Here is an 11976-nt window from a genome sequence, read left to right as displayed (position 1 = left end):
TGACAGGGGCCTTTCAACGGAACAGGGCTACAGGAACCGCCACAGGCGGTCGGCGGTGCCGTTGTCCTGCCACTGGGTCACCTGGGCGGCGTCCGCGCCGGACATCCCGTCGACGGCGAGCAGCTTCCCCGAGCGGACGTTCACGATCTTCGACCAGCCGTCGCCGCCGTCGACGATCCACCAGACATGGTCCGGGGTGCCGTTGTCCTGGTACTGCTGCACATGGGCGCCGTCGTCCAGGCTCTGGTCGTGCACCGCCAGTACCTTGCCGCTGTTGCGGTTGGCGATCCGCACGGTGCCGTCGCCGTTGTCGATCAGCGTCCACAGGTGGTCGGCGGTGCCGTTGTCGGCGTACTGGGTGACCTCGGCCGTGTCGGCCAGCGACATCCCGGAGACGGCCAGCACCTTTCCCGAGTTGCGGTTCTGGATCCGGCGCCAGAGGGTGCCGGAGGCGGCCGGGGGCAGCAGCAGCGCGAACGCCCCGCCGACCACGGCCCGGTCGGCGAAGCCCCGCTGGGCGGCGGTGGCGACCACGTACCAGTCGGTGAAGGGGGTCCGCTGGGCGGTGCTGTCGGCGAAGGCGTAGACACCGTCGACCAGCGTGTCGCGGGTGGCGGGGTGATCGGCCAGCCAAGCCGCGGTCCACAGTTCCCAGTCGACCTTCGTGTAGTCGTTGCGCGGGTCGAGGATCACCCCGTACGCCCCGGCGTGCGCCGAGTACCAGGACGCCTCTCGGGCGGCGGTGCCGAGCGGCACCAGGTCCAGGCCGAGCAGCCGGTCGGGGAAGCCGTTGTACTTCAGGCTCCAGGTGCCGTCCTGGTCGTAGGCGAGCTTGAGGTGGCTGCCGGAGGAGTCCTCGGAGAGCGTCGTCCAGCGGCTGACGCAGCTGCGGGCGAGTGCGGAGTAGTGGGCGGCGTCCGCGGTGTTGCCGTCGGCGCCGGCGATGACGCCCATCGCGCCGATCCCGACGATGCCCTTCAGCGCCAGGTTGGAGCTGTGCGCGATGAAGCCGGTGAAGTCGTCGGTCTGGTTCTGGTAGCCGGGGTCGAGGGCGTTGGCGGCCAGGTACTCGGCCCACTGGCGCAGGATCGCGTAGTGGGTGCGGGCGAAAGCGGCGGCGTCGGCGGCGGGCAGCCGCTGGATGACGGCGGCGGCCATGATGAGCATGTTGGCCGACTCCTCGACCGGCATGGACTCCTCGTTGCCGTCGTCGTGCCCGTCCGCGTCGGGGTAGAGCCGTCCCAGGTCGTGCTGGGCGAAGGTGTTGGGCCAGCCGCCGTGCTCCGGGTAGTCCAGCAGCGGCTCCAGCAGCATCCGCAGGTAAGCGGGGGAGAGGTACAGGTACACCGGGAACGTCGGGTACACCACGTCCACGGTCGACATGTTGCCGCTGGAGGAGATCTCCTTCTGGAACGCCCAGGGGACACCGCCCCGGTCCACCAGTTCGGCACTGCCCACGGCCTGGCGCAACGCCAGGGCACACACCGCGGCGTAGTGCTCACCCGTGGGGCCCCCGCCTGCGGCGGCGACCGCCTCGTCGTGGATGCGCCGGTCGAGGGCCGTGGCGGCGTCCAGCGCGGCGGCATGGTCGGCGTCGAACCAGGCGACCATGTCGGTCCAGGAACTCCAGTAGTGGGTCCACCAGGGCTGGAGCCGGGTGCCGAGGTAGCTCACGGCGGGCGTGCGGACATGGCCGAGGGCGAGGGTGAAGGCGGTCGAGGGCGCACCTGGGCCGACGGTCCCGAAGTCCCGGTTGAAACCCAGCACCGGCCAGCGGTCGTCGATCGCCCGGGGCCGGTCGCCGTCCACGGTGCCGGCGAGGCGCCCGCCGCTCGCCGAGGCGGCGCGCACCACGGTGTCCTGGCCGATCTGCCAGGTGGTCCCCGTGTCCGTGGGGGCGGCGAGCATCAGCCGCCCCCACGCGGCCTGGTCGCCCTTCTCCTGGAGGACCGCGGGGGAGGCGGGCTGGGCGCTGAGGACGGTCGTTCCGCCGGACCGCTGCTGCGCCCAGGTGATGGGGGTGGTGTTGTCGCCGTGTACCCACTCGCCGGAGGCGTCGACATGGACGTCGACGCTGTGGGCCCGTCCGTCGTCGCTCGCCGCCTGCACGGTGACATAGCTGAGCGGTACCGACTGGCGCCGGAGGTTCTCCAGGTCCACCGGGGAGAAGAAGGTGACGGTGAGGGTCACCCCGCCGCCGCTGAGGGTGTAGACGGAGCGGGTGGCGGTGAGCTGGAGCGAGAGCTGCCGCATCGTGGTCAGGGCGGGGCCGGCGGGCAGTGCGGGAGATCCGGCGAAGACGTAGGCCGCGCCGTCGATCCTGGCCAGGCCGCACAGGGCCGTGACGTGGCCGGTCCAGAAGGTGGCCCAGGTCCCGGCCAGGTTGTCCGCGGGCACCCACGTGGAGAGGTAGGGCGAGCGCACGGCCAGCGGGACGGCGGGCGGGCGCAGGGGACTGAACGTGGATCCGGCGAGGGCCCCCGCGGACGGGGCCGGACGGACCTCGGAAGGCGCGGCAGCCCCTGCGGCCCGCGCGGTGAACGACCCGTCGGCGGCCGTGGCGGCGGCCAGCACGCCGCTCCACCGCAAGAGCGCGCGACGGCTGGGTCCGCGGGCGCTGGAGTCTTCGGGAGTCGCCATGTGATTCGCTCTCCGATGCGTGGGCGACGGCGGACGGCCGTTCGGAGATGTCCGGGTACGGGGGCGAGGCCGGTCGGCCGTGCGTTGCGCGGTGCGGTGCGGTGAGCGCGGGGACCCTTGGCACGGGGCTGCGGAGAGGAGGCGCCCGGAGCGGTTGCCGGGGCAGCGTTTCTAACGTTGCAAAAGATTGTCCCGAACGGCATGACACCACTGGCGACCTGTCATGTCTATGCCTGAGACGGAAATGGCCGGTAGTGTCCGCGCCACGGCGGGCTTACGGATCAGGGACCGCGGGAGCAAGCGGTCCTCGGCGTCGGCGCCGCCGATGCGGGCGGCCCGCCGGCGACTCATGATCCAACTCACCCCGGAGCCGCAGTGACGGCGGCCGCTTTCTGGGGTAGAACGGACGTCGGGTGTTGTCCGGTGACGGACAGCCCGTTTCATGTAGCAGCCGGGGGTCCTCCCCGGCGATATCGAAGGACATCAGCATGGCCAGCGGCACCGTGAAGTGGTTCAACTCCGAGAAGGGCTTCGGTTTCATCGAGCAGGACGGTGGCGGCCCCGACGTCTTCGCCCACTACTCGAACATCTCCGGCAACGGCTACCGAGAGCTGGTCGAGGGTGAGGCAGTCACCTTCGACGTGACCCAGGGCCAGAAGGGTCCTCAGGCGGAGAACATCGTCCGCGGCTGACCACTCGAAGCGGATGGCGGGGCCCGGCTGTCGCCGGGCCCCGCTTTTCATGGTCCTGCTCCTTGGCGGTGGCGACGAGGTCCGTCCACCGAGGCCGAGACCGTGCGGGCACGGAGAACGAAGCGCACAAGCGGAACGACCCGTACGAGTAGTGCGAATGATCTTTCCCTGAGTACTGTGACGCATCGGATCATGGGCGGTTGCCCGTGAGCCGCCCTCGTGACTCCGCGCCTGACCGTCGGCGCTCGTCCCGCGCGAAGACGCCTCCGCGGCGGGGACGGTGGGCCGTCGGACGACGTCTCGTTCCCCGGCCCCGGTCACGAGACGGCACGCGGTGCCGGAACGGGCGACGCGCGTGCCACCGACGCCGCACAGACCAGAAAGCGAGCAGACAGATGCAACCGACGTTAGTACTGGTTCACGGAGCTTTCGCGAACTCCTTCTCTTTCGCGCCGCTCCAGGCCGAACTCGGCCTCCTCGGACACCGCTCCGTCGCCGTCGACCTCCCGGGGCACGGGTTCGCCGCGACGTACCCGCGGGCCTACCAGGCGCCGCAGGACCTCGAAGGGCTCGCCACCGCGCCGGGGGCCATCAAGGGCGTCACGCTCGCCGACAACGCCGCGCACCTCATCGGGACATTGGAGCGGGCCAAGCGGAACGGGCCTGTCGTCCTCGTCTCCCACAGCCGTGGCGGCATGACGGCCACCGCCGCGGCCAACCAGCGGCCCGAACTGATCGACCGCATCGTCTACGTCTCCGCCTGGTGCCCCGTAGACCTCGAGGTCAGCGCCTACTACGCCGAGCCCGAGATGGCCGCGGTCGACGCCGCGGGGCTGGCGTCGGCGATGGTCGGGAACCCCGCCGAGCTCGGACTGCTGCGCTCCAACTTCCGCACCGCCGACCCCGGTGTCCTCGCGGCCTTCAAAGCGGCCTTCCTCGCCGACGGGACGGACGAGGAGTTCATGGTCTTCCTCAACACCTTCCAGCCCGACGAGAACCTCGACGTCGGCTCCCCCGACGACCGGGCGCGGGCCGACACCTGGGGGCGGATCCCCAAGACGTACGTCCGGCTGACCGAGGACACCTGCCTGCCGCTCGCCATGCAGGACCGGATGATCCGCGAGGGCGACGCGCTGACGCCGGAGAACCCCTACGACGTCCGTACGCTCACCGGCAGCCACCTGAAGTGGCTGGTCGACCCGGCACCGGCGGCACGGGTTCTGAGTGAGATCGCCACGCTCCGGGTCCCGCCCGCCGGGTCATGACCGGAGCCGGACGAGGAGAGCGGCGGCTCACTGGACCAGGTCGGTGTGCGGATGATCCGGGGACCCCGGACAGACGTGGATCTGCAGATGGTCGGTGCTGCCGACGTAGACCCCGGGCGGGTTGTTCACGTTGACGTTGCCGGGCGCGGCGGGGACTTGGTCCTCCAGTCGCTGTCGCATCTCCTCGCCCGGATCCAGCGGGTTGGGACATTCGGTGATCCGCTCCGGCGCGAGCACGCACGGCCCCTCGTGCGACTGGTCGGCCCGGTCGTGCGGCCCGTCGCAGTGCGGCCAGGGCTCGTCGGCGGGCCACAGAAGCGGCCCGCCGACCGAACTGCCGTGCGGTGTCGGAGTTCCGGGGCGGGGTGCAACCGGATCGCCGTGCGCGCCGGCGGAGTCAGCCGAGGAAGGACCGCGGTGACGTCGACCGGCCACGGCGGGCCGTTGCCGGGGCCGTCAGGAGCAGGCGTAGGTGAAGGTCGCTTCCGCCTCGGTCGGTTCGGGCTGGTGCGCGATTCGCAGGCGGGCGGTTCCCCGGAAGCTGCCGGGGCCGCGGACCGTCCAGCGGAGGTGCACGGTGACCTTGCGGTCGCCCCGGCGGGTCATGCGGACCAGCTCGCCGGAGTCGTGGCCGTCGCTGCGCAGCCAGTGGTACGTCACCGCGCCGCCGCGGCCGTCCGTGGTCACGACGCCGACCAGATCGGCGGTCTGTCCGCAGTGCAACCGCCCGGCGGGCGCCCGGACTTCGACGGCGGTGACCACCGGAGCCGGGGACGGGCGCAGCAGCCAGAGAAGGACGGCCGCGGCGGTCAGGAAGGCCGTCGTGGCGATCCAGGCCCGCCGTCTTCGGCGGCGGGCACGGTGGCCGTCAGGTGGTACGGGCGCGGTGCGCCACTGGGCGCGCAGGACGTCCTGGGCATCGAGGGGGACGCCGGGACCGAAGCGCAGGAGGATCTCGTCGTCCTCGCCGGCCGGGGGTGGCGTCGTCCCGGTGGATGTCGCCGTCGGGGGCCCGGCGGGGGTGCGGTTGCGTCTGCCGAGGAGGGTGGCCTGATCGTCCGGGACGGCGGAGCGGGGCCGGTGCGGGGCGGAGCGGGTGCGGCCGGGCACGGTGAGCTGCTCGCCCGGCACGGCACGCCTGGGCCCGGACCTGTCCACTTCCGGGACCACGTCTCCAAGACCTGTGTTCAGACCTGTCTTTTCGGAACCCCTGTCGCTGGGACTTGTGTCTTCGGGATCCCTGCCGCTGGGGCCTGCGCCTTCGGAACCTCTGTCCCTGGTGTCTGCGCCTTCGGGATCCCCGTCCCCGGCATTCGCGCTCCCGGCCCCCGCGCCCTCGGACTCCGCTGCCCCCGGCTGCGCCGTTTCAGGACCAGCGACGTCGCAGCCGGCGGCGCCGGAACCGGGGGCTTCGCATCCCTCCTGCCGAGGGCGCACGCCCTGGGTGTCAGCGCCCGTCTCCTCGGCCGTCGTTGCGGTGGTGCTCCCCGAAGCCGCAGCGGCCACCGCCGCGCGGAGTTCCGTACGCCGCAGGAAACCCTCGGGGAGCACCGCGCGTCCGGCGACCAGTGCCGCCCGGGCCGCCGCGAGCCCTTCGGAACCCGCGGTGGCGGAACAGCGCGCGAACAGGTCGGCCGCGGGGGTTCCGGCGGCCGCCCAGGCCTCGCCGAGGGTGCGGGACAGCGCGGCCCAGGCCGTGATGTCCGCCCCGCGGCGCGCGGAGTCCGGCGCGTCGCCCAGCACCGTGCCCAGCGCGGCCTCGGCGAGCAGGGCGATGCCGTCCTGGGTGAGGACGACGGTGTCCGGGTCCAGCGCCCCGTGGGCGAGACCGGCCGCGTGCAGGGCGAGCAACGTCTGCGCGGTCTCGTTCAGCACACTGGCCGCGCTGCCCGCGTCGGGACCCGTGTCCCCGCGGGCCAGCAGGTCCGTGAGGGTGGGAGCCGGTGGTCGGGCGGTGACCAGCCACACCTCCCCGGCCTCCGCGACGAGGTCGACCGTGCCGAGCACCCCGGGCAGCCGGAGCCTCGCGACGGCGAGCACGGCCGCCGCGAGCCGCTCGCGCGTGCCCTCCGGGGCGAGCAGGGCACGGTCGATGCGCAGCGCGCCGAGCTCGGTCTCGCCGGGCCGGGCCGGGAGCAGCGCGTGCCAGGTGCCGTGGCGTGCGTCCCGCGTCCAGCCGGACAGGGGGCGCCCGGCGATGGTGGTGGTCGTCATGTCGGTCCGTTCTCGCCGTCGTTCGTCGTCGCTCAGCACGGCGGAGCGTCCAGGGAGGCCGTCTGTGGTCCGTTCGCGGCGGCCGGAGTGCTGGTGAGCGTGACCGTCCAGGTGCCCCGGCACGGGTGGTTGGCGAAGTCGGCCACGAAGGTCACGGGGTAGTGCGTGCCGCCGGACAACTGCCGGGTCTGGTGGCCGTAGGGATCGGCGGGCGTGTCCACGTAGTAGTCGGCCGTGACGGTCACGGGCCCGGTGCCGGTCGTGTCCACGGTGACGTCGGCGACCAGCGTGCCGGGGGTCTGTCCCCGCTGCCAGGAGCCGATGGTGATCGTGACCGTGCCGGGTGTGGGCGTGGCCGGGCTCGCGGTCGTCGGTGTGGGGGATTCCGCCGGCGGGACGCTGCTCACCGTGGGGGTGGACGAGACGGTCGGGCTGTCCGAGGGGGTTCCGGTCGGGGTGGTGTCGGCCGTGGGGGAGGCGGAGGCGTCGGTGGCGGACGCGGAGGGTGAAGGAGCCGACGGCGTCGGCGAGTCGACGTCCGAGGGCACCGAACTGGCCACCGTCGTCGACGTGTCGTGCGGACGGGCCGCCACGGACGTCAGTCCGCCCGCGACGACCGCCAGCACGGCGGCCCCGGCGGCGGCCTTCCAGCCGCCGCGCCTCAACCGGCCGAGCAGCGTCAGGGCCTGGGCCGGAGCCTCCAGGGTCGCCGTCGCGGTGAAGGGGAACAACAGGGCGAGCAGTGCCGTGAGTTCGGCGAGCCTGCGGCGTCCGCGTTCTTCCCAGCCGGCGCCGTACCCCTCGGTGGCGGCCCGCTCCAGGTCGGCGAGGAAGTCCTCGATGCCCGGCCGTTGTGCGGGGTCCTTGGCCATTCCCCGGCGCAGCAGTCCGCGTACGGGGGCGGGCACGTCGTCCAGGGGGACGGGGGCCCTCAGGTGCTGCAGGCGCAGCGCGGTCACGTCGTCGCCGGTGAACGGGCGGCGTCCGGTGAGGCATTCGTGGAACACGGCCGCCGCGGCGTACACGTCGCCCGCCGGTCCCGCCGGTCGGCCCTGCCACTGCTCGGGCGCCATGTAGGCGGGCGTGCCGACGACCTCGGTCTCGCGTCCGGCGCGTACGGCGATCCCGAAGTCGGCGAGCGCGCTCGTGCCGTCGGCGCGGACCAGCACGTTCTCGGGCTTGTAGTCGCGGTGGACCACCCCGGCCGTGTGGGCCGCGCCGAGGCCCGACAACGAGCCCTTGAGCAGGACCAGGGCGGCCTCGGGGCCCGTCGTCCCGTGCCGGCGCAGCAGTTGGCGGAGGCTGACGCCGTCCACCGCCTCCATCACGATCGCGGCTCCGCCGCGCGCCTCGACGTACTCGTACAGCCGCACGACGCACGGGTGCCGCAACTCGCCGAGGAGGCGTGCCTCCGCCCGGAAGCGGGCGAGGAACTCGCGGTCGTCACGCAGGCGTTCGCCGAGGTATTTGATCGCTACGGGTACCCCGGTCGCGGTGTGCCGGGCCAGCACGACCCGTCCGCCGGCGCCCTCGCCGAGCGTACGCACCTCTTCGTAGTCGGGGACGGCCCACCGGCCGGGTCCACCGGTGTCCTCGTTCATGCCGTTCCCTCCACGGCCGCGACCGTCGCCGGAGCAGGTGCCGCACCCCGTGCGTCGCGTCGGCGCCGCACCCGGCGGGCCAGCCACCGCACCGGCGCGGACCACACCGGGAAGGCCACCAGGGCGACCACGAGGACCTCGACGGCCGTGGTCCACGCCGGGGACAGCCACCCGTCCAGCAGGTCACCGATCCGGGAGCGCCAGGCCAGCAGGGCGAGGACCAGGAAGCCGTACGTGCCGACGACGACCGCGAGGCCGTACGCGGCCATGCCCGCCTGCCGCGTGCCGGGCCGGCTGCCCGCGCGCAGGTCCTGCCAGAGGCCCTTGCGGAAGTACGCGCTCGCCTCCTCGCGCAGCCGCGGCACCCGCAGCGCGTCGGTCAGGGCCTGGTAACCGTCCAGCGGCATCAGGGGGTTGAAGTTGTAGAGCGTGTTCAGATAGAGCCCGAAGGCCAGTTGGAAGAGGACGGCCGAGGCCGGTCCCGCGGGCAGGAAGGCCGCGCCCGCCGCGCACCAGCCGGCCAGCGCCGCCGTCGACAGCGGCCCGGACAGCGCCACGACGACCCGGGACCAGCGGGTGCCGAACCACATGTCGCTGGTGTCCACGAACGCGAACGGCATGCCCATCATGAGCAGGAACCCGCCGCGCCTGACCTTGCGGCCGTACGACTTCACGGCCAGCGCGTGCGTCAACTCGTGGACGACGAGGGCGGATATGTACCCGGTCGCGAGCAGCACCGGACCCAGGACGCCCGCTCCGCCGAAGTCCAGCAGGTGCTGCCGGTCCTGGGCGACGAAGAACGCGGCCAGGCCGCCGATCACCGACAGCCAGACCAGTACCACTCCGGTCCGGGTGAAGAACCGCCAGCCGACGGTGTTGTAGAAGCGGGTGACGAACCGGTCGATGCCGGGAACGGAGACCTCCAGCTTCAACAGCGCCCGGTACACCGCGTGTACCGGGCGCCGCCAGCCCTTCCGCTCCGCTTCCTCGGGGCGGCCGGGCAGGCCGCGCAGCAGTCCCGCGTTCGCGAACGCCGCGAGGGCCGCCTCGATGCGCGGGAGGGCGAGCTCGCCGAAGCGGTCGGCGTACGCGAACAGCAGGTCCCGTACGGTGTTCTCGCCGTCGACGGCGTGCCAGAGGAAGACCTCGCGCTCGTCCAGCTCCAGGTACACGCCGGTGCGGGTGTTGTTCAGCACCCAACGGGGTTCGCCGCGGTCGGTGGGGACTTGCTTGAGCGCCCAGCCGGAGCGGCGGCGAGGACGTGCGGTGAGCGGGCCGTTCGCCTCCGGCGCCGTCTCCTCTTGTGCGGCGGCGGGGAGTTGGGTGAGCTGGGTGCCGACGACCTGGGTGCGCTGGCCGATGTGGGCGTCGCGGGGCTGTTCGAACACCAGGCGCACGTCGCCGACGGACAACTCGGTGCCGTCGGCGAGGCGGGCCGCGCCGCCGTGCAGATCGACGCCGGCCACGGCCGTGCCGTTGAACGAGTCCAGGTCCTCGACCCGGAAGCCCGATTCGGTGCGGACGATCCGGGCGTGGCTGCGCGACACGCTGGCGTCGGCCAGGACGACGTCGTTGTCCGCGCCCCGACCCAGCGTGGTGACCGGGCCGGTGAGCGGGACGAGCAGGGTCGGATCGTCCAGGCCGCGCAGGTGCGGCGCGGCGTACGACGTCGGTGCCGCGCCACGGCGCAGCGTGCCGCAGTGCAGGCAGTACGGGAAGTCGCGTCGCACGTGGACGCGGCAGGCGTGGCAGAGCATGGGCCGGTTCAGCCCGCGCCGGATCCGCTGAGAGACGTTCCGTCGGTGAAGCCGCCGTCGGTGTCGGGCGCGGAGGGCGAGAGGTGGGTGGAGATGCTGCCGAGACCGGGGGCGCTCACACCGCCGCGCATGCGCTCGGTGCCGTCGACCATGCCCGCGCGGCCACCGCCGCCTTCGCCCCCGTCGCCGCCGCCGCCGGGTTCTCCGCCGCCGCCACCGGGCCGCCGTCCGGTGTTCTCCTGGCTGCCGCCGCCGTTGCCGTCGCCACCACCGCCGGGCTCTCCGCCGCCGCCCGGCCGCCGTCCGGTGTTCTCCTGGTCGCCGCCGCCACTGCCGCCCTCACCGCCACCACCGCCGCCCGAGCCGCCGTCGTGACCGTGTCCGCCGCCCTCTTCGCCGCCGCCACCGTCGCCGCCCGTACCCCCACCGCCGTCGCCACCGCCGGAGCCGCCGTGTCCGCCGCCTTCACCGCCGCCGGAACCACCGTGGCCGGAGCCACCGTCACCGGTTCCGCCGCCGCCCTCACCGCCGCCACCGCCGCCTTCACCGCCACCGCTCCCGCCGCCCTCGCCACCGCCGGGTCGGCGTCCGGTGTTCTCCTGGTCGCCGCCGCCCCCACCGCTGTCGCCGCCGCCGCTGTCCCCACCGCCGTCGCCGCCCTCGCCGCGGTCGTAGATACCGCCGTGTCCGAAGTGGCCGGCACCGTCGCCGCCCTCGCCGCCGAAGCCACCGCCGTGACCCCCGGTGCCAAAGCCGCCGTCACCGAACCCCCCGCCATGACCCCCGAGGCCGCCGCCGTCACCGAGCCCGCCGCCCTCGCCGCCGAAGCCGCCGCCGTGACCCCCGAGCCCGCCGCCCTCGCCGCCGAAGCCGCCGCCATGACCCCCGAGGCCGCCGCCGTCACCGAACCCGCCGCCGAACCCACCGTCGGTACCGCCGTCACCGAAGCCGCCGAAGTCGCCCAAGCCACCCTCGGCACCCCCACCGTCGTGCCCCCCGAGCCCGCCGATGTCTGTCCCGGCTTCGTTCCCGAATCCTCCGAAGTCACCGAACTCACCGAACTCACCGAATCCGCCGCTCACGTCGGCCGGTGACTCCTGGACCAGCCCCCCGCCGAGCAGGCTCTGGGCACCGGTGGCAGGGACGTCGAAGCCGCCGGTGCTCTCGTGGCCGTCAGCGGGAACCGGCAGGTCGGTGGTGTGACCGACGGAGGTCTGATCGACGGAGGCGTGATCACCGGACAGGTGGTCGACCGGGACGTGCGGAACGTCATGGTGCGCCAACGCGTGTGCGGCGCTCCCGAAGAACAGGGACGACTTGGACAGTCGCGGGTCGAGTGCGGCCGGCCCCTCGCCGGTGCCGGATTCGACGCGGAGGGCGCGGAGCTCGCCGACCTGCGCGGGTGTCAGACCGAGTCTTCGGGCCACCTCCTCGGTGTCACCGTCGAGTTCGGCTCTGAAGGCCGGGTCGACGGCAAGGCGGGTCATGGCATCGCGGAAGGCGTTGTCGGTCATGTTCTCGGGTCTCCGTGGGTCGGCGTGCGCTGCTGCTGATCCCGGCGGAGCTGAGGATCCCCCTGGCCGGCGGCACCTGCCATTTCCGGCCATCCCCACCGATGCCTGCACGGACGGTTATAAGGGGCATGGCATGGCCCGCGCAAGGCTATGAGCAGTACGCCTTGCCGAATATGCCTCCGGAAAGAGCCGGTCGTGTCGATCGCGTACCGATCGGATACGGCCACCGGTGAGGCGGTCCGGACGGTCGCACCGACCGGGGGAGCACCACAATCGATCCGCTGAACAGGCCA

9 protein-coding genes are annotated in these 11976 nt (G+C 73.2%); 4 read left to right on the top strand and 5 right to left on the bottom strand.

Features of this window, described 5'->3' with window-relative positions; genetic code table 11:
* Positions 1 to 27 precede the first annotated feature (27 nt).
* A complete protein-coding gene (locus tag ACICHK_RS01875; protein WP_406835270.1) occupies positions 28 to 2640 on the bottom strand; it encodes a glutaminase domain-containing protein in 2613 nt (870 codons plus the stop codon).
* Between the two features lie 488 nt (positions 2641 to 3128).
* Here ACICHK_RS01875 and ACICHK_RS01870 point away from each other — a divergent pair, with 488 nt between their 5' ends.
* Together ACICHK_RS01870 and ACICHK_RS01865 are read left to right on the top strand one after the other, a co-directional pair.
* Positions 3129 to 3332, top strand: a complete 204-nt coding sequence (locus ACICHK_RS01870; protein ID WP_406835268.1) for a cold-shock protein — start codon at positions 3129 to 3131, stop codon at positions 3330 to 3332.
* 395 nt (positions 3333 to 3727) lie between these two features.
* Positions 3728 to 4597 carry an alpha/beta fold hydrolase gene (locus ACICHK_RS01865; RefSeq protein ID WP_406835267.1) on the top strand — a complete coding sequence of 290 codons (870 nt, stop codon included), beginning with the start codon at positions 3728 to 3730 and terminating at the stop codon, positions 4595 to 4597.
* A gap of 27 nt (positions 4598 to 4624) precedes the next feature.
* Here ACICHK_RS01865 and ACICHK_RS01860 read toward each other — a convergent pair whose 3' ends face one another.
* The 4 genes from ACICHK_RS01860 to ACICHK_RS01845 form a co-directional block, all read right to left on the bottom strand.
* Positions 4625 to 4834: a hypothetical protein gene (locus tag ACICHK_RS01860; protein ID WP_406835266.1), complete on the bottom strand. Its 210-nt coding sequence runs from the start codon at positions 4832 to 4834 to the stop codon at positions 4625 to 4627.
* Positions 4835 to 5053: 219 nt separating this feature from the next.
* On the bottom strand, positions 5054 to 6811 hold the full coding sequence (locus ACICHK_RS01855) for a hypothetical protein (protein WP_406835264.1): 1758 nt from the start codon (positions 6809 to 6811) through the stop codon (positions 5054 to 5056).
* A gap of 32 nt (positions 6812 to 6843) precedes the next feature.
* Positions 6844 to 8412 (bottom strand): protein kinase domain-containing protein, encoded by a 1569-nt coding sequence (locus ACICHK_RS01850; RefSeq protein ID WP_406835263.1) that lies wholly within the window; start codon positions 8410 to 8412, stop codon positions 6844 to 6846.
* Positions 8409 to 10169, bottom strand: coding sequence for an FHA domain-containing protein (locus ACICHK_RS01845; protein ID WP_406835261.1), 1761 nt, complete (start codon positions 10167 to 10169; stop codon positions 8409 to 8411). The genes ACICHK_RS01850 and ACICHK_RS01845 overlap by 4 nt, the downstream gene beginning before the upstream one ends.
* A gap of 83 nt (positions 10170 to 10252) precedes the next feature.
* Between ACICHK_RS01845 and ACICHK_RS01840 the strand changes: the two genes are divergently transcribed.
* Both ACICHK_RS01840 and ACICHK_RS01835 read left to right on the top strand, forming a co-directional pair.
* The gene (locus tag ACICHK_RS01840) at positions 10253 to 11263 is read left to right on the top strand and encodes a hypothetical protein (RefSeq protein ID WP_406835260.1); all 1011 of its coding nucleotides are present in this window, start codon (positions 10253 to 10255) and stop codon (positions 11261 to 11263) included.
* 105 nt (positions 11264 to 11368) lie between these two features.
* On the top strand, positions 11369 to 11722 hold the full coding sequence (locus tag ACICHK_RS01835; RefSeq protein ID WP_406835259.1) for a hypothetical protein: 354 nt from the start codon (positions 11369 to 11371) through the stop codon (positions 11720 to 11722).
* Positions 11723 to 11976: the final 254 nt, after the last annotated feature.

The sequence above is a fragment of the Streptomyces sp. AHU1 genome (assembly GCF_045343905.1).
Taxonomy (GTDB): Bacteria; Actinomycetota; Actinomycetes; order Streptomycetales; family Streptomycetaceae; genus Streptomyces; species Streptomyces triticiradicis.
The sequence above is the reverse complement of the archived record's forward strand: the minus strand, read 5'-3'. Positions and strand labels throughout refer to the sequence as shown.

Coding starts and splice junctions, on each gene's coding strand:
- ACICHK_RS01875 (WP_406835270.1), bottom strand. CDS start 2,640: ATGGCGACTCCCGAAGACTCCAGCGCCCGCGGACCCAGCCGTCGCGCG.
- ACICHK_RS01870 (WP_406835268.1), top strand. CDS start 3,129: ATGGCCAGCGGCACCGTGAAGTGGTTCAACTCCGAGAAGGGCTTCGGT.
- ACICHK_RS01865 (WP_406835267.1), top strand. CDS start 3,728: ATGCAACCGACGTTAGTACTGGTTCACGGAGCTTTCGCGAACTCCTTC.
- ACICHK_RS01855 (WP_406835264.1), bottom strand. CDS start 6,811: ATGACGACCACCACCATCGCCGGGCGCCCCCTGTCCGGCTGGACGCGG.
- ACICHK_RS01850 (WP_406835263.1), bottom strand. CDS start 8,412: ATGAACGAGGACACCGGTGGACCCGGCCGGTGGGCCGTCCCCGACTAC.
- ACICHK_RS01845 (WP_406835261.1), bottom strand. CDS start 10,169: ATGCTCTGCCACGCCTGCCGCGTCCACGTGCGACGCGACTTCCCGTAC.